Genomic DNA, 25,550 nt, shown 5'->3' with positions numbered 1-25,550 from the left:
CGTGGATGTGCTTGCGCGACGGGCCGAATACTCGTCGACCTCCGCGCCGACCGGGTCGCGCCGGGCGCGGCCGGGATCCTCCGCGCGGGCGTATCAACGCGCCGAGGGTACGCCTCGCCGCACGATCATCCCGTTGAACAGGGCGAATAGTCGCCTCCAATCACCCTGCGATGCGCGCGTTCTCGTGGTCGAGCAGCGCTTTGATCTGCGCCGCGCCGGTCTCGGCGAGCCAAGTGTCGAACGTGCGCAGCCCGGGGTGGATCTCGCGGATCTCGTCGACGTCGGCGAGCCAGCCGCCGGTGTGGCGCATGAGGCGCCACGTATTGCCGATCTCCTCGCCGAGCGCGTCCGCCTCGGCTTCGGTGACTTCGTGGTAGCGCACCTGATGCCCGGTGGCGGCGCTGATCGCCGCGGCGGCCGCGGGTGGGACGAGCACATCGCCCGCGAGTTCGAGGACGCGGCCGTGGAAGCGATCCGGGTCGGCGAACGCGAGACCGGCGATATCGCCGATGTCCGCGACGGCGATGACCTTCATCGGACCTTCGGCCGGGAACAGGTGCCGGTGCACGCCGTCGAAGATGCCGTCGACGGGGGACGTGCGCAGCAGGTAGTTCTCCATGAAGCGCACCGGGCGCAGCAGGGTGTACCGCACGCCGCTGGCGATGACGGCGTCTTCGATGCGCTTCTTGCCCCTGGCCCCCCACGAGACGTCGTCGCCCATCGACGCGATGCCGGTGAACACGATCTGCCACACACCGGCCGCACGCGCGGCGTCCACGACGGCTTCTCCGCGCGCGGCTTCCAATTCGACATCCCAGCCTTTGGGGCCGTACGCGGCGGGCGGGACCAGGAACAGTCCGCTGACGCCGGCCAGCGCCGCGGGCAAGGTCTCGGGGGCGTCGAAGTCGCCGACGGCGAGTTCCGCGCCCGCCGCGGCCAACTCCCGCGCGGCGGGCGACTGCGCGTCGCGGACCAGCGCGCGCACCGCCCTGCCGTCGGCCAGCAGTCGCCGGGCGGTCACGCCGCCTTGCTTGCCGGTGGCGCCGGTGACCAGGATGAGGTTGTGCTGAGGGGACATGCTCCGCCTTCTCTGCTCGGTAGAATCGGGTTGGTTGACCCGGATTCGAACGATACGGGTGCCTCGACCCGATTGACCAGGCTGCTCAACGGAAGGCCGTAACGAAATGACCGCATCGCTCGCCCCGGGCGCGACGTCGCGAGCCGATGCCCGCCGCAATCGCGCCCTCGTGCTGGCTGCCGCGCAACGCGCCTTCGCGGAGCAGGGCGCCTCCGTGTCGCTCGTCGAGGTCGCCCGCAGGGCGGGTGTCGGCGCGGGCACCGTCTACCGGCACTTCCCCACGAAAGCCGCACTGTTGGAAGCGGTTATGCAGCAGCGCGTCGACCGGTTGGCGAAGATGGCCGCAGACCATCTCGCCGCGCCGGGTCCCGGCGCCGCCTTCTTCGACTTCTGCACCGCGGTGATCACCACAACGCCGGACAACCAGGCGTTATGCGACATCGTTCAGTCCGACGACGGCTGGCCGCGTGCGCTTTTGCGCAGCGCGGGGGCGCGTTTCCACGACGCGTTGGCCGCTCTGCTCGACGCGGCCAAGCGCGACGGGGCGGTCCGGGCCGACATCGAACTCGACGACGTGCTGGCGATCTTCACCGGATGCGTTGCGATCCAACGGCTACGGAAGGCGCGGGGCGGCATGGACCGTAGCGCCGCCATCGTGCTGGACGCGCTGCGCGCGGAGCCGGTAGGGCTGATGGTGACGAAACGGCATGCGGTGGCCGAAGTCCGTAACGAAACTGTCGATCGTAACGAAAGTGGAGCCGACAGCTGCCCGGTATGTCACGCGGCGTTGTCCCGCGCTGGGACGGGCCGACGGGCGAGATATTGCTCGGCGGCATGTCGTCAGAAAGCTCATCGCCGGCGCATCGCGGCGGCGCGCTGAGCCGAATGGCGCATTTGTGCCAATCGGTTCTCCGCTGCGCCACGAACCCATCGGACACCGGTCCGCGATTCGGGTGAGCCGGTGGTCCACGCTGCGCCCGCCGTAGGGTTACCGGTGGCTCAGAGCAGGTCGCTGACGTCGTCGGGCACGTCGACGGCGTACTTGCGCAGGATGTCCATCGAGATCACTTCCAGGGCGTTCTCGTGCGTGGCGGCCAGCACCACGGGCGCGGCGACGCCGTCCTCGTGCGCGTGCAGCCATCGCACGGCGACCACGCACCATCGGTCACCCGGCTGCAAACCGGGAAAATTGTTCTCCGGACGCGGCGTGCTCAAATCGTTTCCGATGGAAGCTTGATGCTCCAGGAATTCTGCCGTGACGACGGTGCACACAGTGTGGCTGCCCAGATCCTCCGGCCCGGTACTGCAGCAGCCGTCCCGGTAGAAGCCGGTGAGAGGATCGGTGCCGCACTCTTCCAGCGGCCCCCCAAGCACGTTTCGATCGGTCACGTCGCCGATCCTATTGTCCCTTCGCGAGAAGTTCCGCAGGACAAGAAATCTGGAGGGCTGTGTCGGTGCCCGCTCGCACCCGCCCTCGGCCCGGCACCTGCGATGTTCGCCGAGTTCGCGCCCCCGGCCCCGGCGCGCGACGCGCGCGCCGGGTGCGGCTCGGGGCCGATCCCGTGACGGTCGGTCTGCAAGGATGGTCCGCGTGAGTCCTGAAGTCTGGATCCTGATCGCCGCGGTCGCCGCACTGCTGCTCGTCGTGCTCGTCGCCGGTTTCGTCCGGTACAAGCGCGGCCGCGTGTCGCTGACTCCGCCCACGCAGGAGAAAGAGGTGACCGACCGGTCCGGTGGTTATGCCGCGTCCGGCGGATTCACCTTCAGCCGGGGCGGCGCGGCGACCGAACCGCAACCGATCGAGCGCACCGACACCGAAGGACAGCCGCACGTCGGCGACGACGCCGCGATTCCACGCGACGCGCCCAAACGCGGCATAACCAACGTTCCGTTGCCGGACGCGGACGTCACCGAGGCCTCCGTCGCCCCGGACGTCGTCGAGCTGGCCGCCGAGCCCGAGGCGGGCACTCCGGCGGCCGAGGCGCCAGCGCAGGCGCCCGACCAGCTGGAAACCCAGGAGAGCCCGGCCACGGCCGAGGACGCGACCGCCGAGCCGCCCACCGACACCGCGGGGCCGGACACCGAAGCCGCCACCGAGATCGTCGCGCCCGACACGCCCGCGGGGGTGGAAGCACCCGTCGCGCTGGAGGAGATCGAGCCCACCGCCGGCCGCCTGGTCCGGCTGCGCGGACGACTGTCACGCTCGCAGAACGCGGTCGGCAAGAGCCTTCTCGGCCTGCTCGGCGGCGGTGACCTGGACGACGACTCGTGGGAAGAGGTGGAGGACACCCTCGTGCTGGCCGACCTCGGCACCGCGAGCACCACCGCTGTCGTCTCCCGGCTGCGCTCGGAGATGGCGGCACGCAGCGTGCGGACCACCGACCAGGCACGTGCCGTGCTGCGCGACGTGCTGATCGAGCAGCTGCGACCGGAGCTGGATCGCTCGGTGCGCGCGCTGCCGCATCCCGATCACCCGTCGATCCTGCTCGTGGTCGGCGTGAACGGCACCGGCAAGACCACCACCACCGGCAAGCTCGCCCGCGTGCTCGTGGCCGACGGCCGCCGGGTGCTGCTCGGCGCGGCCGACACCTTCCGCGCCGCGGCCGCCGACCAGTTGCAGACCTGGGGCGAGCGGGTCGGCGCCGACACCGTCCGCGGCCGCGAGGGCGCCGACCCGGCCGCGGTCGCGTTCGACGCGGTGGCCGCGGGCGTCGAGCACGGCGTCGACGTGGTGCTGATCGATACGGCCGGTCGGCTGCACACCAAGACGGGTCTGATGGACGAGCTGGGCAAGGTCAAGCGCGTCGTGGAGAAGAAGGCCGCCGTCGACGAGGTCCTGCTCGTGCTGGACGCGACCGTCGGGCAGAACGGACTGACCCAGGCCAGGGTGTTCGCCGAAGTGGTCGATATCACAGGCGTCGTGCTGACCAAGCTCGACGGGACGGCGAAGGGCGGCATCGTCTTCCAGGTCCAGCACGAATTGGGCGTGCCGGTGAAGCTGGTCGGGCTCGGTGAGGGGGCTGACGACCTGGCTCCGTTCGAGCCCGCCGCGTTCGTGGACGCGCTGCTGGGCTGAGCCGTTCCACTCGCCGAGACCGGTCGAAAGAGGTTGCCGCCCGCGGCGTTCCATCCACGAGGTGCGCCGAGGGCGCTCGTTCGATCGCCGCCGCCCTCGGTGCGAGGGCGGTCACACCCCGGAAGTTTGCCGACTCCTCGTGCGCGGTAACGAATGTCCGATTTCCCGAACACCGTGCTCACAGCGCCGGAAAACCGCTGGTGCGTGGGACGAAACCTAGTGGCAACACAGCTGCTCCATCCGTTCACGTAGGTGAAACACGGCAGCTCTACGGATGAAACACCGAGTTAGGACCCTTCTGTTCAGGTCCATTTGCCGGAAGCGGCTGGGCCCGAGATGAGGAGGACATTAAGGTGGCTTTTCCACTTACCGGTGCACCGGATACCGGTGACACCGCTTGGATGCTGGCGAGTTCGGCGCTCGTGTTGCTGATGACGCCGGGCCTGGCTTTCTTCTACGGCGGCATGGTCCGGTCGAAGAACGTGCTCAACATGATCATGATGAGCATCAGCGCCATGGGCCTGGTCGGCGTTCTGTGGTCGCTGTACGGATACTCGACGGCCTTCGGCGACAACACGTTCGGCGTGATCGGTGACCCGACGCAGTTCTTCGGCCTGAAGGGCCTGATCGGCGGCAACTCCGTCGCCGAGGTCAAGGACGCGGCGGGCGCGGTCACCACCGACGCGGTGAACATCCCGCTCGCGGGCACTATTCCGGCGACCGTCTTCGTCGCCTTCCAGCTGATGTTCGCCATCATCACGGTTGCCCTCATCTCGGGTGCGGTCGCCGACCGCTTGAAGTTCGGCGCGTGGCTGGTGTTCGCGGGCATCTGGTCCACAGTGGTCTACTTCCCGGTCGCGCACTGGGTGTTCGACTTCGACGTCAAGGACGCCGACGGCAACGTCGTGCACGAGGGCGGCTGGATCGCCAACAAGCTGCTCGCGGTGGACTTCGCCGGTGGAACGGCGGTGCACATCAACGCCGGTGCGGCCGGTCTGGCCCTGGTGCTGGTGCTCGGCAAGCGCAAGGGTTGGCCGACCACCCCGTTCCGCCCGCACAATCTGCCGTTCGTCATGCTCGGCGCCGGTCTGCTGTGGTTCGGCTGGTTCGGCTTCAACGCCGGATCCGCGGTGACCTCCGGCGGCCTCGCCGGTTCGACCTTCGTCACCACCACCATCGCGACCTGCGCCGGGATGCTGGCCTGGCTGTTGGTGGAGAAGATCCGCGACGGCAAGCCCACCTCGCTGGGCGCGGCCTCGGGCATCGTGGCGGGTCTGGTCGCCATCACGCCGTCGTGTTCCTCGGTGAACGTGCTCGGCGCGCTCGCCATCGGCGTCGTCGCCGGCGCGCTGTGCGCCCTCGCGGTCGGCCTGAAGTTCAAGTTCGGTTTCGACGACTCGCTCGACGTGGTCGGCGTGCACCTGGTCGGCGGTATCGTCGGCACCCTGATGGTCGGTTTCGTCGCGGCGCCCGAGGCGGGTGCGGCCAAGACCGGCCTGTTCTATGGCGGCGGTTTCGATCAGCTGTGGCGGCAGGCGGTGGGCGCCGGTGTGGTACTTGCCTTCTCCTTCATCGCGACCCTGATCATTGCCTATATCGTGAAGTTCACCATTGGGCTGCGCGTGAGCGAGGAAGCAGAGTCGGTCGGCTTGGACGAGTCCGAGCACGCGGAAACCGCCTACGACTTCGCCGCTCTGGGTAGCACGGCACGTTCGGCCGTCAAGGAGGCATGACGAACATGAAACTGATCACCGCAATCGTCAAACCGTTCACGCTCGAAGACGTCAAGTCCGGTCTCGAGCAGGCGGGTGTGTTGGGCATGACCGTCAGCGAGGTCCAAGGGTACGGCCGGCAGAAGGGCCACACCGAGGTGTACCGCGGCGCGGAGTATTCCGTCGACTTCGTGCCGAAGGTTCGCGTCGAGGTCGTCGTGGACGATGCCTCCGTCGACAAGGTCGTGGAGGTGATCGTGGAGGCCTCCCGCACCGGCAAGATCGGCGACGGCAAGGTCTGGATCACTCCGGTGGAGGCGATCATCCGGGTGCGGACCGGCGAACGCGGCACCGACGCGCTGTAGCGGAAACGAGTCGAGCGGCGGCCCCGCTCCCACCGGAGCTCCCGGTCGGGGCGGGGCCGCGCGCATCAAATGGGCGGTGGGTTGTGGCTAGTCAGTACGAGCACGACGGTGATCCGAAGGTCACCGAACAAGGCAACGGCAAGGTGTCCAACGGGGCGGCCGACCTGGTCCGCGCGCGAACCCAACTGCTCGACGGCGGCCAGCCGCGCAATCCCCGGCTGGACGCCCAGTCGCTGCGCCAGGCGCTGGTCGACCTCTACGAACTCTGGCTCACCAGCAAGGGCGCCGAACTGGGCATCGCCCCCGACAGCGGTCTGGCCGTGGTGGCCGTCGGCGGTCTCGGGCGCGGGGAGATGCTGCCGTACTCCGATCTGGACCTGGTGCTGCTGCACGACGACGTCGACCCGGCCCGGGTGGCCGAGGTCGCCGACCAGCTCTGGTATCCGCTGTGGGACGCGCACATCAAACTCGACCACAGCGTGCGTACCGTTCCGCAGGCGCTTCGGGTGGCCGCGGACGATCTCATCGCCGCGCTCGGCATGCTCGAGGCCAGGCACATCGTCGGCGACCAGGAACTGAGCAATCTGCTGATCGGCGGGGTGCGCCGGGAGTGGCGCACCGGCATCCGCTCCCGCTTCGAGGAGCTCATCGCCCAGGCCAAGGCCAGATGGGAGCGCAACGGCGAGATCGCGCACCGCGCCGAGCCCGACCTGAAGAACGGGCGCGGCGGCCTGCGCGACATCCAGCTGCTGGACGCGCTGGCGATCGCGCAGCTCACCGACGCCATGCCCGGATTGGGGCCGGACGTGCCCGGCGGCGGATTGAAGCAGGCGCACCGTCGGCTGCTGGACGTGCGCACCGAACTGCACCGTGTTGCGGGACGAGCCCGCGACCAGCTGCGCGCACAGGACGCCGACGAGATCGGCGCTGCCCTGCGCATCGGCGATCGGTTCGATCTGGCCCGCACACTGAGCGATTCGGCCCGGACGGTCAGCTACTCCGTGGACGTCGGGCTGCGTACCGCAGCCAACGCACTGCCCCGCCGGGGATTGGCGCGCCTGCGCCGGATGCCGGTGCGCAGGCCGCTGGACGAAGGCGTGGTCGAGCACGCGGGTGAGGTCGTGCTGGCCAGAGACGCCCGCCCGCAGCGCGACCCCGGGCTGATCCTGCGCGTCGCGGCGGCGTCGGCGCAGACCGGCCTGCCGATGTCGGCCACCACCCTCAACCGGCTCTCCGAGGACGCTCCCGAGCTACGCGAGCCGTGGCCCAAGGACGCCCTCAACGACTTGCTGGTCCTGTTGGGCGCGGGCCGCGGCACGATCGACGCGATCGAGGCGCTGGACCGGACGGGATTGTGGGGCAGGCTGCTGCCGGAATGGGGCGCCGTGCGCGACCTGCCGCCGCGCGATGTCCAGCACATCTGGACCGTCGACCGGCATCTCATGGAGACGGTCGCCTACGCGGGCGGGCTGAGCACCCGGGTCGCCCGCCCCGACCTGCTCGCCCTCGGTGCGCTGCTGCACGACATCGGCAAGGGTCGCGCAGGCGATCACAGCGTGGTCGGCGCGGAACTGGCCACCCATATCGGCCGCCGCCTCGGACTGTGGCCGTCGGACGTGCGCACGCTCAGCGCGGTCGTGCGCCATCACCTGCTGCTGCCGGAAACCGCGACCCGGCGCGATCTGTCCGATCCGGAGACGGTGCGGCACGTCGTCGAGGCGCTCGACGGCGATCCGCAACTGCTGGAGCTGCTGCACACCCTGGCCGAGGCGGATTCGCAGGCCACCGGTCCCGGCGTGTGGGGCGACTGGAAGGCGTCGCTGATCGGCGAACTGGTCCGGCGCTGCCGGTTGGTCATGGCGGGCGACCAGCTGCCGACACCGGAACCGATCGCACCGGACTTGGTCGAGAAGGCCAGGGCGGGCGGCGTGCACGTCGATCTGCAGCCCGGTGAGAGCAAGCACACGTATGTGGTCACCGTCATCGCGCCCGACAGTTCCGGGCTGCTGTCCGACGCCGCGGGTGTGCTCGCGCTGCATTCGCTGCGTGTGCTGTCGGCCGCGCTCGGCGTCGAAGGCGCCTCCGCGGTGGACACCTTCGTCGTCGCGCCCAAGTTCGGCGATCCGCCGGACCCGGGGCTGTTGCGCCAGGAATTGATCCGGGCCACGGCCGGCGACCTGGATGTGGCGGCGGCGCTGGCCAAACGCGAGCGGGAGGCGGGCACGATCGGTCGGAGCCGGTACGCGCAGGCCCAACCCCGGGTGATCTGGTCGAACACCTCGGTACCGGGGCAGGTGATCCTGGAATTGCGCGCCGAGGACCGGGTCGGCTTGCTCAGCCGCCTGGCCGCGGAGCTGGCCGGCTGCGGAGCCGACGTCCGTTGGGCCAAGGTGGTCACGATGGGGTCCGCGGTGGTCGACAGCTTCTGCCTTGAGCTGGGCGCCGAGGACAGCCCCGCGCGCCGCGAAACGATCGAGAAAGCGCTTATCGCGGTGGTTCCCAGAACCGCGCCGAAACCGCCTGCTGACGGTGCTCGAGATTCGGAAAATGGTGATTAGCAGCACGTTTATCCGGTGATAAATCTGTTGCGCAATATTTGCTGCATCCCAACTCTCGTCTCGTGACCTGACCCTACGATCTAGAGCGTCCGGCTATCGCGAGCACGAGGGGAGCAGGTCGATGGCAATTGAAGTCGTTTCGGCATCCACGATGACGAGTGACGAGACCGCGCACATGGCGCGCTGCGTCGGCGGCGACCGGTGGGTGGTCTCCTGGCTTCCTGGTCGCACGCTGACCGGGCGACAGGCGGTTACCGCGATGACGATCGCCTCCACGGTCGCCACCTCGCCCATCCCGAGCAGGGCCGAGTGGGCCGTTCTCGACGGCCTGGCCCTCGAGCTGGGCCTGACCGCCAACGAGGCGGTCTTCATGGTGGCCGAGGAGAACCACGACTACCGCAAAACGGCCAGGCCGCGCCGTCGCGTGCTCGACTAGCGAGCCCGCCGCGCCGGGAAGGACGCACCGCCTGCGCGAACACGCGGGCGATCCCATTACCCTGGGAGAGAATGTGACGTCCCCCGAGATCAGGAGCGCGATCGGTGTTCGAATCCCTGTCCGACCGGCTTACCGGTGCCCTCAAGGATCTGCGCGGTAAGGGGCGTCTGTCACCGGCCGACATCGACGCCACCTGCCGCGAGATCCGCCTGGCCTTGTTGGAGGCCGACGTCGCGCTGCCCGTGGTCCGCGGGTTCATCGGGCGGATCAAGGAGCGCGCCAAGGGCGCGGAGGTCTCCGCGGCGCTGAACCCGGCCCAGCAGGTCGTGAAGATCGTCAACGAGGAACTCATCGGGATCCTCGGCGGCGAGACCAGGCGGCTGAACCTGGCCAAGAACCCGCCGACGGTGGTCATGCTGGCCGGTCTGCAGGGTTCCGGTAAGACCACGCTCGCGGGCAAGCTGGCCAAACTGCTGAAGGGGCAGGGCCATCAACCGTTGCTGGTGGCGTGCGACCTGCAGCGCCCCGGCGCCGTCACCCAGCTGCAAGTCGTCGGCGAGCGCGCGGGCGTGCCCGTCTACGCGCCGCACCCCGGCACCTCGATCGGTGGCGGTGAGAACCCGCTCGGCATCTCCGCCGCCGATCCGGTGAACGTGGCGCGCGGGGGTGTCGAAGAGGCGCGGCAGAAGCAGTACGACGTCGTCATCGTCGACACCGCGGGCCGTCTCGGCATCGATGAAGAGCTCATGCGCCAGGCCGCGGGCATCCGCGACGCCGTGCAACCGGACGAGACCCTGTTCGTGCTGGACGCCATGATCGGCCAGGACGCGGTCAACACCGCCGAGGCGTTCCGTGACGGCGTGGGCTTCACCGGCGTGGTGCTCACCAAGCTCGACGGCGACGCCCGCGGTGGTGCGGCGCTGAGTGTCCGCGAGGTCACCGGCGCGCCGATCCTGTTCGCCTCGACCGGTGAGAAGCTCGAGGACTTCGACGTCTTCCACCCGGATCGCATGGCCAGCCGCATTCTCGGCATGGGCGACGTGCTCACCCTGATCGAGCAGGCCGAGCAGGTCTACGACGCCAAGCAGGCCGAGGAGGCCGCCCGCAAGATCGGCAGCGGCGAGCTCACCCTCGAGGACTTCCTCGACCAGATGCTGGCCATCCGCAAGATGGGCCCGATCGGGAACCTGCTCGGTATGCTGCCGGGCGCGGGCCAGATGAAGGACATGCTCGCCCAGGTCGACGACAAGCAGCTGGACCGGGTGCAGGCGATCATCCGCGGTATGACCCCGGCCGAACGGGCGAACCCGAAGATCATCAACGCCTCGCGCCGCCTGCGCATCGCCAACGGTTCCGGTGTCCAGGTCTCCGAGGTCAACCAGCTCGTCGACCGCTTCTTCGAGGCCAAGAAGATGATGACGATGATGGGCCGCCAGATGGGGTTGCCCGGCGCCCGTCGCGGCAACGCGAAGAAGGGCAAGAAGGGCAAGAAGGGTGGTCGCGGCCCGACGCCGCCGAAGGTGCGCGGTGGTTTCCCGGGGATGGGCGGCATGCCCGGCCTGCCCGCGGGGATGCCCGACCTGTCCAACATGCCTGCCGGTCTGGACCAGTTGCCGCCCGGCCTGGAGGGCTTCGATCTCAGCAAACTGAAGTTCCCGAAGAAGTAGGCCACTTACGCCGCCCACGCTGTTCGTGGGCGGCGTGCCTGTGTGCCTCGCCGGTCGGTCGCCGTGTGCGCGGCGTCGCTGCCGCGTGGCCGTGCTTCGCGCGAAATGTCCGATTCGGGAGTCGGACACCAGGTTGGCGGCCGCCGACGAGTTCCAGGAGGTTGCGGTGCATCTGCGCGGTGTGGTTCTTCCCGAAGGCGAGGTGCGCGACCTCTGGGTGCGCGACGGCCTGGTGTCGTTCGAGCCCGTGCCCGGAGCCGAAACGCTGTGCGGCTCGGGCTGGATCGTGCCGGGACTGGTCGACGCCCACTGCCACGTGGGAATCCGGTACGGCGGGGGCCACGAGGACCACGCCGGCGCCGTCGCGCAGGCCGAGACCGAGCGCGCCGCCGGTGCCCTGCTGCTGCGCGACGCGGGCTCGCCCATCGACACCCGGTTCGTCGACGACCGCGAGGACCTGCCGCGGATCATCCGCGCGGGGCGCCACATCGCCCGTCCGAAGCGCTACATCCGCGAACTGGGCATCGAGCTCGACGACGAACGCGACCTGCCGGAGATCGTCGCCGAGCAGGCCCGCCACGGCGACGGCTGGGTGAAGATCGTCGGCGACTGGATCGACCGCTCGGTGGGCGACCTGCGGCCGTTGTGGAGCGACGCGATCCTGAAGGAGGCCATCGCCGCAGCGCACGCCAACGGTGCGCGGGTCACCGCACACGTCTTCGGCGAAGACGCGCTGCCCGGCCTGATCGACGCCGGTATCGACTGCCTGGAGCACGGCACCGGTCTCACCGACGAGACCATCGAGATGATGGTCGAGCACGGCACCGCCCTGGTTCCCACCCTGATCAATATCGACACCTTCCCCGGTATCGCCGACAGCGCGGGCAAATTCCCCGTCTACGCCGCGCACATGCGCGATCTGCACCGGCGGGTGCGCGGCACGGTCGCCGCCGCGCACGAGGCGGGCGTGCCGATCTTCGCGGGCACGGACGCGGGCGGTTCCATCCGCCACGGGCGCATCGCCGACGAGATCGCCGCGCTCGGCGCCGCGGGACTGTCCCGGCACGACGCGCTCGGCGCGGCCTCCTGGCAGGCGCGCGAGTGGCTCGGGCGACCCGGCATCGAGGACGGTGCTCCCGCGGATTTCGTTGTCTACGAGGAGGATCCGCGTAGCCACCCCGAGACGCTCACCACGCCGTATGCCGTCGTGCTGCGCGGGCGCGTGTACGGCGGGCACGGTCCGGTCACCGGCCATAGATAACTCGGCGCCGCGGCTCACCCGCGCGTATCCGAAAGGGGCGTAAGGTCGGATTTCGTGACAATTCGCCTCGGATATCAGATGCCCAACTTCAGCTACGGCAAGTCGGTGCGCGAGCTGTTCCCCACGGTGATCGCGCAGGCCCGAGAGGCCGAAGCCGCCGGTTTCGACACGGCCTTCGTCATGGACCACTTCTATCAGTTGCCTGGCATCGGCACGCCCGACGAGCCGATGCTAGAGGCCTACACCGCGCTCGGCGGCCTGGCCACGGCGACGGAGCGAATCCAGTTGTCGGCGTTGGTCACCGGCAACACCTACCGCAACCCGGCGATGCTCGCCAAGACGGTCACCACGCTGGACGTGGTCAGCGGTGGCCGCGCGGTGCTCGGCATCGGCGCGGGCTGGTTCGAACTCGAGCACCGCTCCCTGGGCTACGAGTTCGGCACCTTCACCGACCGCTTCGAGCGGCTCGACGAAGCGCTGCACATCATCCAGCCGATGCTGCGCGGCGAGCGGCCCACCTTCCAGGGCAAGTGGTACCGGGTCGAGAACGCGATGAACGAGCCGCGCGTACGCGACGATCTGCCGATCCTGCTCGGCGGCAGCGGTGAGAAGAAGACCTTCGGCCTTGCCGCTCGCTTCGCCGACCATCTCAACATCATCTGCAACGCGTCCGAGCTGCCGCGCAAGATCGAGGCGCTGCGGGCGCGCTGCGCGGAGGTCGGCCGGGATCCGCGGACCCTGGAGACCAGCTACCTGTGCTTCGTCATGATGGACGAAGACGGTGACCTCGTGCGCAAGCAGCAGCGGGATTACTTGAGCCGCATGGGTATCGACCTGTCGGCCCTGTCGGACGCCGAGCTCGCGCAGAGCCCGGCCGACCGCCAGTTCGTCGGCACACCGGACGAGGTTGCCGAACAGCTGCGGACTCGCGTTCTGGACCACGGCGTAGACGGTCTCATCATCAATATGGTGTTCAACGGGCACGAGCCGGGTGCGGTCGAACTCGCCGGGCGTACCTTCGCTCCCTTGGTGCGCTGACGAGCGCGAACCCGGCGCGAATACCGTTGGCGCTGGTTATGATCGGGCAATGATAGCCCCTCCGTGGCGCGCGTCGTACGGTGTCGACGCGCCGTCGGTGCTGTTGTTGCTGGGAGTTCTCGCGGTCGGGTATCTTGCCGCCGCGCTGGTGGTGGCGCTGTTCCAGCAACTGCGCCCGAGCCTGCTGCTCCTGCTGATCGGCGTCGTGCTGGCCACGCAGTTCGGGCTGTTCCTGCACGCGACCCGCCGGGGCAAGTTCCGGGTCTGGGCGCGCCTGCTCGACGACCTCGAACTGCGTGGCGACGAACGATTGCTCGACATGGGGTGCGGGCGCGGCGCGGTGCTGCTGGCCGCCGCGCGCCGCTTGCCCGCCGGGTGTGCGGTGGGCCTGGATCTGTGGTGCTCCGCGGACCACTGCGAGAACACCCCGGCCACCGCGGAGCGGAACGCGCTCGCGGAGAACGTCGCCGACCGGATCGAGTTGCGCACCGGCGACATGACCCGCATGCCGTTCCCGGACGGCGTGTTCGACGTCGTCGTCTCCAGCTTGGCGATTCACGACATCAAGACCGCCGAGGGCCGGGCGGCGGCGCTCCGGGAGGCGTGCCGCGTGCTGCGTCCCGGCGGCAAACTGGTCATCGTCGATATCGGCGACACCCGGGCGTACCGCGCCGTCCTGGCGGCGAACGGCGCGACCGCCCTCACCCTGCGCCCCGTGGGGTGGCAGATGTGGTGGGGCGGCCCCTGGGTCCCCACCCGTGCGCTCACCGCCACCGTCCCGGGCTAGCCGCATCGAGACGCCGAGCCTCACTCCATGGCGCGGGCGACGCCCGCGGCAACGAGTCGCAGCACCCGGAACACGCCGGGTACGACGTACTCGACGGCAGCCTCATCGCCGAGTTCGCTCGCGATGTCGCGGGTGATGCGGGCGGGTCGTGTGCGGTGGCGTCGGAACAGTCGCATGCCTGGTTATGGCGGGTGGGCATCGCTGTGTGAACACGCACGCGATTTCTGGCGGGATCGTCCGGTCTGGCACAATGGACCACCGTCCTTCCGGACAAGTGTCAGCCCGTCTCCGGTTCCGTACCGCGCGGCGGTCACACACTCGAAAGCGCAAAACCGGGCTCGCAGACCATGCGGGTCGCCGAATTGCGTCGTGACCAACCAACGAAAGGCAGATCAGCAGTGGCTGTTCGCATCAAGCTCACCCGCCTGGGCAAGATCCGCAACCCGCAGTACCGCGTCGTCGTCGCGGACGCCCGCACCCGCCGTGACGGCCGGGCCATCGAGTCCATCGGCAAGTACCACCCGAAGGAAGAGCCCTCGCTGATCGAGATCAACTCCGAGCGCGTGCAGTACTGGCTCGGCGTCGGCGCGCAGCCGACCGAGCCGGTCCTCCAGCTGCTGAAGATCACCGGCGACTGGCAGAAGTTCAAGGGCATCGAGGGCGCCGAGGGCACCCTGAAGGTCAAGCCGGCCAAGCCGTCGAAGCTGGACCTGTTCAACGCCGCGCTGGCCGCCGCCGACAACGAGCCGGTCGCCGAGGCGGTCACCCCCAAGAAGAAGGGCAAGAAGGACGCCGAGGAGGGCGCCGAGGCTGCCGAGGCCGGCGAGTAATGAGCGGGCGATACCCGTCCATCCGATACCCGTCACGAGCCGTGCGCAGACCGGCCCCGCCGACGGGTGAGTTGCGTCGTGAGGTGATGGAGCAGTGAGCGCCGTCGTCGCCGATGCCGTCGAGCACCTGGTGCGCGGTATCGTCGCCAATCCCGATGACGTCCGCGTCGAGCTGATCACCGGCCGCAGGGGACGCACCGTCGAGGTGCACGTTCACCCCGATGACCTGGGCAAAGTGATCGGTCGCGGCGGACGTACCGCGACCGCGCTGCGCACCCTCGTCGCCGGTATCGGCGGCCGGGGCATCCGGGTCGACGTGGTCGACACCGACCAGTAGATGGAACTCGTCGTCGGGCGGGTCGCCAAGTCGCACGGCGTGCGCGGCGAACTCGTCGTCGAGGTGCGCACCGACGAGCCGGAGGCGCGTTTCGCGCCGGGCGTCAGGTTGCGCGGTCGGCTGCCGCGAGCGGCGGAGGTTCGCGAGTTCACCGTGGAGTCGGCCCGGGAGCACTCGGGCCGGCTTCTGGTGTTCCTGTCCGGTGTGACCGACCGCACCGCTGCCGACGCGTTGCGCGGCATGCTGTTCGTGGTCGACAGTGCCGACCTTCCGCCTTCCGAGGATCCGGACGAGTTCTACGACCATGAACTGGAGGGGCTGGAGGTACGGCTCACCGACGGCACCGTGGTCGGCTCCGTGCGCGAAGTGCTGCATTCCGCGGCGGGTGAGTTGCTGGAGGTGCGGGCCGCGGACGACGGGCGGGAGATCCTGATCCCGTTCGTCACCGCCATCGTGCCCACGGTGTCCCTCGCCGAGGGCGTGATCGTGATCGATCCGCCCGAAGGTTTGCTCGACCCGGAATGACACGGTGGGCGTCCGACCGCGCGTCGCTCGCCCCGGCCGACGACCTGCGGCCCGGCGGCGCTAGGAGACAGTCATGAAACTCGACGTCGTCACGATCTTCCCCGAGTACCTGGAGCCGTTGCGCACGGCACTGCTGGGTAAGGCGATCGACAAGGGACTGATCTCGCTCACGGTGCACGACCTGCGCCGTTGGACGCATGACGTGCACAAGTCCGTCGACGATTCCCCCTACGGGGGTGGGCCGGGCATGGTCATGAAACCGACCGTGTGGGGCGACGCGCTCGACGAAGTATGTCCCGATGACGCGCTGCTCGTGGTCCCCACGCCCGCGGGGGTGCCGTTCACGCAGGCCATGGCACACAGCTGGGCCGCCGAGCGGCATCTCGTCTTCGCCTGCGGCCGCTATGAGGGCATCGACCAGCGCGTCTTCGACGACGCCGCCCGCCGCGTCCGGGTGCAAGAGGTCAGCATCGGCGACTACGTGTTGATCGGCGGCGAGGCGGCCGTGCTGGTGATGACCGAGGCCGTGGTCCGGCTGCTGCCCGGTGTCCTCGGCAATCAGCAATCACATCAAGAGGATTCGTTCTCCGACGGGTTGCTCGAAGGTCCCAGCTACACCCGTCCGGTCTCCTGGCGCGGGTTGGACGTCCCGCCGGTCCTGCTGTCCGGCGACCACGCGAAGGTGGCGGCCTGGCGGCGCGAGCAATCACTCGCGCGGACCCGCGAGCGTCGTCCGGACCTGCTCGCGGACCACGGCACGGCCGGACCCGAGCGATAGACCGCTGCACGGCTACATCGAGTGGGCACTGGCCCCTATCCGGCCCGCTTCAGGCTGGTCTTCGGCGCGTGGACGATCGACTCGCCCGAACTCGCCACGGCCGCTCACGCCGCGCAAGAGGCGCAGATCGACATCGTCGCCCGATGCCAAGCCGCGGGCGACCTTCCCGCCCGGCGACCCCATCCGCCTCGCCGCCCTGCTCCGCGCTCTCGCGCACGGCGCCGCCGACCTCGCCGCGGCGGGCCACCTCGCGGCCGATGGAAAGGCAACGCCGACCCCACCGACCTGGTCGACGACCTCCTCACCCACCTGAATCCGAATTCTCGAGCAGCCATGCGTCATCGGCCGTGCTCGGGCCTTCGGCACCGACGTCACCGCCGAGAGGTGTACCGACAACGGAACGTTGCCCTCGGTGGACTGCAGCGGGGATCGTCAGGGCAGCAGACCATGGCGGCGGGCGGCCACCACCGCCTCGTGCCGGGAGTGGGCGTCGAGTTTGACCATCGCGTTGCGAAGGTAGCTCTTCACGGTCTCCGGGCCGAGTGAGAGTCGTTGCGCCGCTTCCTGATTGGTGCAACCCAAGGCGATCTGGGATAGCACGTCGAGTTCTCGGCGGGACAGTTTCGGGCCGTCCGGCCGCGGGTCGCCGGTCATGACCCGGGTGAGGCGCTCGCATACCGCGTGCAGGCGTCCGCGCAGCCGATCGTCCTCGGTCGAGCGCGCCATGCCGCGCAGTTCGGCGTGGATGTCGCGGAGTTCCTCCGTGATCGCCGGTGCCGCGGCCGCCGACGGCGCGGTGGCCTCCAGCATGCGCAGCCGACGGTCGACCTCGTCGCGAACGGCGATCTCGGTGGCCAAGCGGCGCCCGGCCTGCACGACCAGATCCGCGGTGCGGTCGCCCAGCGGACTCGCGCCGCGCGTGGCGGCGTAGAGCACCGCGCGGGAGCGCTGGTCCACCACCACGGGCACGGCGAGCACCGAGCGGATGCCCTCGCCGGAGACCGGCCCGTCGTAGTCGTGGGTGATCGAGGAGGCGCGGCGATAGTCGGAGACCGCCGCGGGCCGTCCGGAATCCATCACCCGTCCGCCCAGCCCGGAAGCCCGCACGACGGCCAGACCGCGCAGGCCGTTGGTCAGCGTGCCGACGAATTCCGACAGCAGCAGCGCGTCGCCGTGCACTTCGCCGCCGAACGCCACCGGCACGCCCGCCGCGCTCGCCACCCAGCGGATCTCGGCGCGCAGCGCGTCGCTGTCGCGCGGACGCAGCAGTGCGGTGTGGGTCACGAGACTCACCCCTTTTCGGGGGTAGTGGGCAGCGGGATGTGACCCACATCCTATTGCACACCCGGGTTGAGCTGGATCACAGAACGAGGAGAACTGAAGATGGGCACCGATCTGAATCAGCGGGTGCGCGAACTGCTGGACTGTTACGACCGCGCCGACGCGTCGGCGGCGGACCTGCTGTGTGATCGGCACCCGGCCGACCGGGTCGCCTTCACGATCGTCGAGGCAGACCTGTCCTCGACCGACCTCACCTACGGCGAACTGCGCGAACGCTCCGCCCGCTTCGCCGACGCACTCGCCGGACTCGGCGTCGAACCCGGCCACCGGGTCGCCACGCTGATGGCGAAATCCGCGGACCTGGTGGTCGCTCTGCTCGGGATCTGGCGCCGGGGTGCGGTGCACGTTCCGCTGTTCACCGCCTTCGCTCCGCCCGCGATCGCCCTGCGGTTGAACGCCAGTCGCGCCTCGGTCGTCATCGCCGATGCCGACCAGGCGCCGAAGCTGGCGCCGGGACCCGATCTGCCCGGCGATCCGTCCTGGCGGCTCATCGTCACCGGAGCGGAGGCGCCCGAAGGGGCGCTGCGGATGGACGAGTTGCTCCACGCTCATACGGCCACCTCTCCGCAGGCTCAGCCGATCGCGGTCGGCGGTGACGGACTGCTCGTCCAACTGTTCACCAGCGGCACCACGGGCACGCCCAAGGGCGTCCCGATTCCGCTGCGCGCGCTCGCCTCCTTCCACGCGTACCAGGAATTCGCGCTGGACGTCCGCCCCGACGACGTCTTTTGGAACGCCGCCGATCCGGGCTGGGCCTACGGGCTCTACTACGCCATCCTCGGCCCGCTGGCCACCGGCATCCGCAGCATCCTGCTGCACGCGGGCTTCTCGGCACCGCTGACCTGGCAGGTGCTGGAGACGTTCGGCGTCACCAACTTCGCCGCCGCCCCGACGGTATATCGAGCGTTGCGCGCCGACGGTGCCACGCCGCCCGTGCATTCCCGATTGCGCCGCGCCTCTTCGGCGGGAGAACCGCTGACCCCTGAAGTGGTCGCGTGGTCCGTCGAGTACCTCGGTGTCCCGGTGCGCGACCACTACGGCCAGACCGAGCACGGCATGGTTATCTGCAACGCCTGGCACGAAGACCTGGACACCGAGACCCCGGCCGGATCGATGGGTCGCTCGCTGCCCGGCTGGACCTGCGCCGTGCTCTCCGACGACGCGGACACGATCGCTCCCACCGGCGAATTGGGCCGGGTCGCGATCGATACGGAACGCAGTCCGCTGCTGTGGTTCCTCGGCTACCTCGACGCTCCGGACCGCACCGCGCAGCGCTACACCGCCGACGGCCGCTGGTATCTGACCGGTGACGCGGGCTCACAGGATGCGGACGGCTTCTTCCGCTTCTCCTCCCGCGACGACGACGTGATCATCATGGCCGGCTACCGCATCGGCCCGTTCGAGGTGGAGAGCGTTCTGGTGCTGCACGAGCAGGTCGCGGAGGCGGCGGTGGTCGGCATGCCGGACGAACTGCGCGGCGAAGTGCTCGAGGCGTTCGTCGTGCTGCGTGACGGCGCCGTCGGCGATGCCGCGTTGGAAGCCGAGCTACAGAGCCTGGTGAAGCGAAAGTTCGCGGCGCATGCCTACCCGCGCCGGGTTCACTTCGTGGCGAGCCTGCCGAAGACGCCCAGCGGCAAGGTGCAGCGGTTCGTGCTGCGGCAGGGCGGTGCCCGATGACTTCGGCCATGTTGCCTCTGCCCAGCTACGCCTCGGGCGTGTCGGACGTCGCGCTGCTCGGCGACACCATCGGCGGCAATCTCGATCGCGCGGTGGCGGCGTTCCCGGACCGGGAAGCCCTGGTGGACCTGCCGAGCGGACGGCGCTGGACCTATCGCGCTCTCGGCGCCGCGGTCGACGCCCTGGCCTGCGGCCTGGCCGCACAGGGCATCGGCAAGGGCGACCGGGTCGGCATCTGGGCGCCGAACCGCGCGGAATGGTTTCTGGTGCAGTACGCCACGGCGAAAATCGGCGCGATCCTGGTCAACATCAATCCGGCGTACCGCACCAGTGAACTGGAGTACGTGCTGTGCCAGGCGGGCGTGCGAATGCTCATCGCGGCCGAGCGGTTCAAGTCCTCGGACTACGTGGCGATGATCGAGCAGGTCCGGCCGAACTGTCCGGCGCTGACGGAGGTGCTCGTGCTGGGCACACCGGAGTGGGAGGCGCTGTCGGGCACCGAGATCGACACCGATCGGCTCGTCGAACTGGGCGCGCGGCTTTCCGCCGACGACCCGATCAACATCCAGTACACCTCGGGCACAACCGGTTTCCCGAAGGGCGCCACGCTCAGTCACCACAACATCCTGAACAACGGCTATTTCGTCGGGGAACTGTGCGGATACACCGAGCAGGACCGGATCTGCGTCCCGGTGCCCTTCTACCACTGCTTCGGCATGGTGATGGGCAACCTGGCGAGCACCAGCCACGGTGCCGCTATCGTGATTCCGTCGCCGTCGTTCGATCCGAGAGCGGCCCTGGCGGCGGTCGAAGCCGAGCGCTGCACCTCCCTCTACGGTGTGCCGACGATGTTCATCGACATGCTCGCCGCGCTTGACTCGGCCGCCGCGGACCTGTCCACGCTGCGCACCGGGATCATGGCGGGCTCGCCGTGTCCGGTCGAGGTGATGAAGCGGGTGATCGACCGGATGGGCATGCGCGAGGTCTGCATCTGCTACGGCATGACGGAGACGTCTCCGGTCAGCACCCAGACCCGGCGCGACGACGGCATCGAACGGCGCACCGCCACCGTCGGCCGGGTCGGGCCGCACCTGGAGGTCAAGATCGTCGATCCCGCAACGGGTCTCACGGTGCCGCGCGGCGAACCCGGCGAACTGTGCACCCGAGGCTATTCGGTGATGCTCGGGTACTGGGACGAGCCGGACAAGACCGCCGAGGCCATCGACGCCGCCCGTTGGATGCACACCGGCGACATCGGCGTGATGGACGACGAGGGCTATGTGGCCGTCACCGGCCGGATCAAGGACATGGTCATCCGGGGTGGCGAGAACGTCTACCCGCGGGAGATCGAGGAATTCCTCTACACCCATCCCGACATCCTGGACGCGCAGGTGATCGGTGTGCCGGATCCGAAGTACGGCGAAGAACTGATGGCCTGGATCCGGATGCGCGAGGGCGCAACGCCGTTGGACGCCACCGCCGTGCGCGACTTCGCCGCCGGCAAGCTGGCGCACTTCAAGATTCCCCGCTACGTGCATGTGGTCGAGGAATTCCCGATGACGGTCACCGGCAAGGTTCGCAAGGCGCAGATGCGGGAACTGTCGCGGCGGCTGCTCGGCCTGGACGACAGCTGAGACGAGGGAGGTTCACCTGGGTGTGGACCGCGTGTCAGGCGGCGACGGTAGTGTCTCCGACGTGACGACAGCGCCCGAGACTGCCAGTGCAGAGTCCACACCCGCCGTGCCACGCTCCGACACCGCGGGCCCAGCCAGCGTGAACCGTCGCATCGCCGAGGAACTCGCGGTGCGCGAGACCCAGGTGCGCGCCGCCGTCGAGCTGCTCGACGCGGGCTCGACGGTGCCGTTCATCGCCCGGTACCGCAAGGAGGTCACCGGCGGCCTGGACGACGCGCAGCTGCGCGTGCTCGACGAGCGTCTGCACTACCTGCGCGAACTCGACGAGCGCAGGGCCGCGATCATCGAATCGATCCGGGGCCAGGGCAAACTCGACGACGCTCTGCATCGGCAGCTCCTGCTCGCCGAGACCAAGGCCCGGATCGAGGACATCTACCTGCCGTACAAGCCGAAGCGGCGCACGAAGGCGCAGATCGCGCGTGAGGCCGGGCACGAGCCGGTGGCCGACGCCCTGATCGAGGATCCGAACACCGACCCGGCGCAGTACACCGCCGAGCAACTCGACGGCGCGCGCGCCATCCTGGTCGAACGTTTCGCCGAGGACGCCGATCTGGTCGGCGAGTTGCGCGAACTGATGTGGAACCGCGGGCAGGTCACCTCGACCGTGCGCGCGGGCAAGGAGGAGGCGGGCGCGAAGTTCGCCGACTATTTCGAGTTCAGCGAGCCGTTCGACAAGCTGCCCTCCCACCGCATCCTGGCGCTGCTGCGCGGCGAGAAGGAGGAGGTGCTCACCCTGCACCTCGAACCGGATACCGAGGAGCCGCAGCCGGGCGAACGCACCGTCTACGAGGGTCGTATCGCCACTCGCTTCGGCATCGCCGACCGGGGCCGCCCCGCCGACTCCTGGCTGCTGGACACGGTGCGCTGGGCTTGGCGGACCAAGCTGCAGGTCAGCCTCGGCATCGACACCAGGATGCGGTTGCGGCAGGCGGCGGAGAAGGACGCGGTCGACGTGTTCGCCGCGAATCTGCGCGATCTGCTGCTCGCCGCCCCCGCGGGCACCCGCACGACGATGGGTCTGGACCCCGGCTACCGCACCGGCGTGAAAGTGGCGGTGGTCGACGCCACCGGCAAGGTGGTCGCCACCGAGGTGATCTACCCGCACAAACCGCAGGGCCAGACCGAGAAGTCGCTCGCGGTGCTCGGCGCGCTGGTGGCCCGATTCGGCGTGGAACTCATCGCCATCGGCAACGGCACCGCCTCGCGCGAGACCGACGCCCTTGCCGCCGAACTGATCTCCCGCATCCCGGAGAACAAGCCCACCAAGATCGTGGTCTCCGAGGCGGGCGCTTCGGTGTACTCCGCCTCGGCCTACGCCTCGCAGGAGCTGCCCGAGCTGGACGTGTCGCTGCGCGGCGCGGTGTCGATCGCGCGCCGGCTGCAGGACCCGCTGGCCGAACTGGTGAAGATCGATCCGAAGTCCATCGGCGTCGGCCAGTACCAGCACGACGTGTCCGAATCGCTGCTGGCCCGTTCGCTGGGCGCGGTGGTCGAGGACGCGGTGAACGCGGTCGGCGTGGACGTGAACACCGCCTCGGTGCCGCTGCTGTCGCGGGTCTCCGGCATCGCCGGGTCGGTGGCGGAGAGCATCGTGGCGCACCGGGATCAGAACGGCCCGTTCCGCAGCAGGACCGCGCTGCTCGACGTCCCGCGGCTGGGCCCGAAGGCGTTCGAACAGTGCGCGGGCTTCCTGCGCATTCGCGGCGGCGACGATCCGCTGGACACCTCCGCGGTGCACCCGGAGGCGTATCCGGTGGTGCGGCGCATCCTCGAATCGACGGGACGCGGCATCGCGGAGATCATCGGCAACACCACGGCGCTGCGCTCGCTGCGCGCGGGCGATTTCACCGACGAGCGCTTCGGTGTCCCGACCGTCACCGACATCATCGCCGAGCTGGAGAAGCCGGGGCGCGACCCGCGTCCGGAATTCAAGACCGCTGAGTTCGCCGCGGGCGTGGAGAAAGTCGCCGACCTGAAGCCGGGCATGGTGCTCGAGGGCGTGGTGACCAACGTGGCCGCCTTCGGCGCGTTCGTCGACGTGGGCGTGCACCAGGACGGCTTGGTGCATGTCTCGGCCATGTCGCACAACTTCGTCAAGGATCCGCGCGAAGTGGTCAAGTCCGGCGACGTCGTGAAGGTGAAGGTGCTCGAGGTGGACGTCGCGCGCCAGCGCATCGGTCTGTCCCTGCGCCTGGACGACGAACCCGGCACGCCCGCCAAGGGCGGCGACAACCGGCAGCGCGGTCAAGGCGGCGGCCGATCCGGTGGAGGCGATCAGCGGCAGCGGCAGAATGGTCAGAACAGGCAGCAGGGCCAGAACCGTAATCAAGGACAGGGGCGTGGCGGCAATCAGCGCAGGAACGCGCCGGCACCTAGCGGCGCGATGGCGGACGCCTTGCGCAGGGCGGGTTTCGGCCAGTAGCCCGGTCCGCAGGAGGAAGTAGCGGCCATGCGACGGTGGCTCCACGAGGACGTGATCGCCCAAGGGCGGCTGCCGTTGCTGTGCTTCCTGCTCGGATTCATCGTCGGATTCCTGTTCATCCGCCTCAGCGTCCGGCTGATCCGCGCGCGGGTGCGCTGGTGGCCGGGCAACCTCCGGGCCGGTGACACGCACATCCACCACATGGTGTTCGGGGTGATCCTGCTGCTGTCCTCCGGCGTCGGCATGGTCGCCCAGTACGAGAGCGCCGACACCGCCACGGGCAGCATCCTCGCCGCGCTGTTCGGCGTGGGCGCCGCTCTGGTGCTGGACGAATTCGCGCTGATCTTCTATCTGCGCGACGTGTATTGGGAGGAGCAGGGGCGGACATCGGTGGACGCGGTGTTCGTCGCGCTCGCCGTGACAGGATTGCTGCTGCTGGGCTTCCACCCGCTGTGGCTGCTGGACATCAATGATTTCCGGCGCGATCCGAGCCTGGAGGTCCGCTCCTTCGTCGTCGTGTTCGCCGTGGTCAACCTCGCTCTCGCCGCCATCGTGATCGCCAAAGGGAAGATCTGGACCGGCCTGTTCGGCATGTTCTTCCTGCCGTTGCTGGTCGTCGGTGCGCTGCGGCTGAGCCGCCCTGGCGCGCCCTGGGCGCGCTGGCGTTACGGCGACCGTAGGCGCCTGAGGTACCGGGCCATCGTCCGGGAACGGCGATACCGTCGCCCGGTCATCCGCGCCAAGATCTTCGTGCAGGATCTGGTCGCCGGAAAACCGGACGTCGAGCACGTCCGCACGGCGGCGGAGGCGGAACTCACCCGTACGGTCGTGCCCGCCCCGCCCGCTCCGCACCGCGACCATTCGTTCTGGCACTCCGACCACGGCTCGCCGCGTACGCCCGGCCCGCCGCCTGTCCAGGACGCGATCTCCGGCGAACAGCACCGCTGACGAACGCTCAGCGGAGGGGTCGGCCGGGCAACGTGCCGTTCGCGGCGGGGGATGATCGGGGTCGCGTGAGATTGCCGGAAGCCTCTGTGTCGCGTAACCCGTAAATGGTTCTGTCGCAGGACATTTTCGATCGACGGTGGCTATGCGTATACGTATACTGCGTTCATGTTGGATCCGCTCAGCCTTGCGGTCGGCGCCGGCCTCGTCGGTGTCGGCTGGGTATGTGGTCGATTCGTGCCTCGGCGAGGCCGGGCGGGGAAGGAGCTTCGCGCACGCTGCGGTTGTGGTCACGACCTGGCACTGCACGACCGCTCCTCGGGCGCTTGTCACGCCGAGATCTCCCGCAAAGGCATCCACGGCCTGCGTGAGTGGGTCGGTTGCAACTGCCGCCGCTACACCGGCCCGATTCCGCTCGAAGAAGTGTTCGCCTCGCCCATACTCCCGCCGGAGTCGTGAACCGATCGCACCGCCTTCGGGCGTAACGTGAAGAGACCGCCGACTCGCCATCACCAGGGTCGATTTCTTCCACGGCGCGCCGATCTGGCACAATGCTCAGGTTGCCCTGGGTGGTTGTCGACCCGGCGCATCCCATTGATCGGAGCATGAACCGGCCGAGCACGCCCAGTGCCGCCAGGGTCCTCTGTTCGCGCGAAACCATAAGGATGGAAATGAACACCCTTGACTTCGTCGACGAGAAGTCGCTGCGCAGCGACGTCCCCGAGTTCCGGCCGGGCGACACGCTGAACGTGCACGTGAAGGTCATCGAAGGCTCGAAGGAGCGCATCCAGGTCTTCAAGGGCGTCGTGATCCGTCGCCAGGGTGGTGGCATCCGCGAGACCTTCACCGTCCGCAAGGTGTCGTTCGGTGTCGGCGTCGAGCGCACCTTCCCGGTGCACAGCCCGAACATCGACCACATCGATGTCGTGACCCGCGGTGATGTCCGTCGCGCCAAGCTGTACTACCTGCGCGACCTGCGTGGCAAGGCCGCCAAGATCAAGGAAAAGCGCTGAGTTAGCTTTT

24 protein-coding genes are annotated in these 25,550 nt (G+C 69.2%); 20 read left to right on the top strand and 4 right to left on the bottom strand.

The genetic code is table 11. The features are described from left to right. Positions 1 to 160 precede the first annotated feature (160 nt). Entirely contained in the window at positions 161 to 1,078 is a 918-nt protein-coding gene (locus AB0L97_RS10140) for an NmrA family NAD(P)-binding protein (RefSeq protein ID WP_364427236.1), read from the bottom strand. A gap of 106 nt (positions 1,079 to 1,184) precedes the next feature. Between AB0L97_RS10140 and AB0L97_RS10135 the strand changes: the two genes are divergently transcribed. Beyond that, on the top strand, positions 1,185 to 1,958 hold the full coding sequence (locus AB0L97_RS10135) for a helix-turn-helix domain-containing protein (protein ID WP_364427233.1): 774 nt from the start codon (positions 1,185 to 1,187) through the stop codon (positions 1,956 to 1,958). 119 nt (positions 1,959 to 2,077) lie between these two features. On the opposite strand, the gene AB0L97_RS10130 is transcribed toward AB0L97_RS10135, so the two are convergent. Then, entirely contained in the window at positions 2,078 to 2,467 is a 390-nt protein-coding gene (locus AB0L97_RS10130; RefSeq protein ID WP_019048221.1) for a DUF2237 domain-containing protein, read from the bottom strand. A 193-nt stretch (positions 2,468 to 2,660) separates the two neighbouring features. On the opposite strand from AB0L97_RS10130, the gene ftsY reads away from it, so the two are divergent. The 9 genes from ftsY to AB0L97_RS10085 all read left to right on the top strand — a co-directional run bounded on the left by ftsY (position 2,661) and on the right by AB0L97_RS10085 (position 13,978). After that, on the top strand, positions 2,661 to 4,154 hold the full coding sequence (gene ftsY / locus AB0L97_RS10125) for a signal recognition particle-docking protein FtsY (protein WP_364427229.1): 1,494 nt from the start codon (positions 2,661 to 2,663) through the stop codon (positions 4,152 to 4,154). A gap of 353 nt (positions 4,155 to 4,507) precedes the next feature. Continuing rightward, the gene (locus tag AB0L97_RS10120; protein ID WP_355069874.1) at positions 4,508 to 5,887 is read left to right on the top strand and encodes an ammonium transporter; all 1,380 of its coding nucleotides are present in this window, start codon (positions 4,508 to 4,510) and stop codon (positions 5,885 to 5,887) included. A 5-nt stretch (positions 5,888 to 5,892) separates the two neighbouring features. Then, positions 5,893 to 6,231, top strand: coding sequence for a P-II family nitrogen regulator (locus AB0L97_RS10115; RefSeq protein WP_330249397.1), 339 nt, complete (start codon positions 5,893 to 5,895; stop codon positions 6,229 to 6,231). Between the two features lie 143 nt (positions 6,232 to 6,374). Next, on the top strand, positions 6,375 to 8,789 hold the full coding sequence (locus AB0L97_RS10110; RefSeq protein WP_364427367.1) for a [protein-PII] uridylyltransferase: 2,415 nt from the start codon (positions 6,375 to 6,377) through the stop codon (positions 8,787 to 8,789). A gap of 121 nt (positions 8,790 to 8,910) precedes the next feature. Further along, a complete protein-coding gene (locus tag AB0L97_RS10105) occupies positions 8,911 to 9,225 on the top strand; it encodes a hypothetical protein (RefSeq protein WP_355069876.1) in 315 nt (104 codons plus the stop codon). A gap of 104 nt (positions 9,226 to 9,329) precedes the next feature. Continuing rightward, positions 9,330 to 10,892 carry a signal recognition particle protein gene (gene ffh, locus AB0L97_RS10100; protein WP_364427224.1) on the top strand — a complete coding sequence of 521 codons (1,563 nt, stop codon included), beginning with the start codon at positions 9,330 to 9,332 and terminating at the stop codon, positions 10,890 to 10,892. Between the two features lie 166 nt (positions 10,893 to 11,058). After that, entirely contained in the window at positions 11,059 to 12,153 is a 1,095-nt protein-coding gene (locus tag AB0L97_RS10095) for an amidohydrolase family protein (RefSeq protein WP_364427221.1), read from the top strand. A 54-nt stretch (positions 12,154 to 12,207) separates the two neighbouring features. Further along, entirely contained in the window at positions 12,208 to 13,191 is a 984-nt protein-coding gene (locus AB0L97_RS10090; RefSeq protein ID WP_355069879.1) for an LLM class F420-dependent oxidoreductase, read from the top strand. 49 nt (positions 13,192 to 13,240) lie between these two features. Further along, a complete protein-coding gene (locus tag AB0L97_RS10085; RefSeq protein ID WP_355069881.1) occupies positions 13,241 to 13,978 on the top strand; it encodes a class I SAM-dependent methyltransferase in 738 nt (245 codons plus the stop codon). Between the two features lie 20 nt (positions 13,979 to 13,998). Here AB0L97_RS10085 and AB0L97_RS10080 read toward each other — a convergent pair whose 3' ends face one another. Beyond that, positions 13,999 to 14,154: a hypothetical protein gene (locus tag AB0L97_RS10080; protein ID WP_355069883.1), complete on the bottom strand. Its 156-nt coding sequence runs from the start codon at positions 14,152 to 14,154 to the stop codon at positions 13,999 to 14,001. A gap of 222 nt (positions 14,155 to 14,376) precedes the next feature. Between AB0L97_RS10080 and rpsP the strand changes: the two genes are divergently transcribed. The 4 genes from rpsP (at position 14,377) to trmD (ending at position 16,448) form a co-directional block, all read left to right on the top strand. Further along, positions 14,377 to 14,808 (top strand): 30S ribosomal protein S16, encoded by a 432-nt coding sequence (gene rpsP / locus AB0L97_RS10075; RefSeq protein ID WP_355069884.1) that lies wholly within the window; start codon positions 14,377 to 14,379, stop codon positions 14,806 to 14,808. 94 nt (positions 14,809 to 14,902) lie between these two features. Beyond that, positions 14,903 to 15,145, top strand: a complete 243-nt coding sequence (locus tag AB0L97_RS10070) for an RNA-binding protein (protein WP_011210690.1) — start codon at positions 14,903 to 14,905, stop codon at positions 15,143 to 15,145. Further along, positions 15,146 to 15,670, top strand: coding sequence for a ribosome maturation factor RimM (rimM, locus tag AB0L97_RS10065; RefSeq protein WP_356961291.1), 525 nt, complete (start codon positions 15,146 to 15,148; stop codon positions 15,668 to 15,670). It begins immediately after the preceding gene. 73 nt (positions 15,671 to 15,743) lie between these two features. After that, positions 15,744 to 16,448 (top strand): tRNA (guanosine(37)-N1)-methyltransferase TrmD, encoded by a 705-nt coding sequence (trmD, locus tag AB0L97_RS10060; protein ID WP_355069887.1) that lies wholly within the window; start codon positions 15,744 to 15,746, stop codon positions 16,446 to 16,448. 432 nt (positions 16,449 to 16,880) lie between these two features. On the opposite strand, the gene AB0L97_RS10055 is transcribed toward trmD, so the two are convergent. Next, entirely contained in the window at positions 16,881 to 17,732 is an 852-nt protein-coding gene (locus tag AB0L97_RS10055; protein ID WP_356961296.1) for a LuxR C-terminal-related transcriptional regulator, read from the bottom strand. A gap of 99 nt (positions 17,733 to 17,831) precedes the next feature. Between AB0L97_RS10055 and AB0L97_RS10050 the strand changes: the two genes are divergently transcribed. The 6 genes from AB0L97_RS10050 (at position 17,832) to rplS (ending at position 25,540) form a co-directional block, all read left to right on the top strand. Next, positions 17,832 to 19,466: an AMP-binding protein gene (locus AB0L97_RS10050; RefSeq protein ID WP_364427211.1), complete on the top strand. Its 1,635-nt coding sequence runs from the start codon at positions 17,832 to 17,834 to the stop codon at positions 19,464 to 19,466. Beyond that, a complete protein-coding gene (locus tag AB0L97_RS10045) occupies positions 19,463 to 21,100 on the top strand; it encodes an AMP-binding protein (RefSeq protein WP_364427208.1) in 1,638 nt (545 codons plus the stop codon). Before AB0L97_RS10050 ends, AB0L97_RS10045 begins: the two co-directional genes overlap by 4 nt. Positions 21,101 to 21,206: 106 nt before the next feature. After that, positions 21,207 to 23,582 (top strand): Tex family protein, encoded by a 2,376-nt coding sequence (locus tag AB0L97_RS10040; protein ID WP_364427364.1) that lies wholly within the window; start codon positions 21,207 to 21,209, stop codon positions 23,580 to 23,582. A gap of 27 nt (positions 23,583 to 23,609) precedes the next feature. After that, complete coding sequence (locus AB0L97_RS10035; RefSeq protein ID WP_355069895.1) at positions 23,610 to 24,530, top strand: hypothetical protein; 921 nt, start codon at positions 23,610 to 23,612, stop codon at positions 24,528 to 24,530. A 165-nt stretch (positions 24,531 to 24,695) separates the two neighbouring features. Beyond that, complete coding sequence (locus AB0L97_RS10030) at positions 24,696 to 24,986, top strand: hypothetical protein (RefSeq protein WP_355069896.1); 291 nt, start codon at positions 24,696 to 24,698, stop codon at positions 24,984 to 24,986. Between the two features lie 212 nt (positions 24,987 to 25,198). Then, positions 25,199 to 25,540, top strand: a complete 342-nt coding sequence (gene rplS, locus AB0L97_RS10025; RefSeq protein ID WP_014352079.1) for a 50S ribosomal protein L19 — start codon at positions 25,199 to 25,201, stop codon at positions 25,538 to 25,540. Positions 25,541 to 25,550: the final 10 nt, after the last annotated feature.

It is taken from the genome of Nocardia sp. NPDC051911, assembly GCF_040681035.1.
Lineage (GTDB): Bacteria > Actinomycetota > Actinomycetes > Mycobacteriales > Mycobacteriaceae > Nocardia > Nocardia sichangensis.
This window is presented reverse-complemented; position numbering and strand designations above follow the sequence as displayed.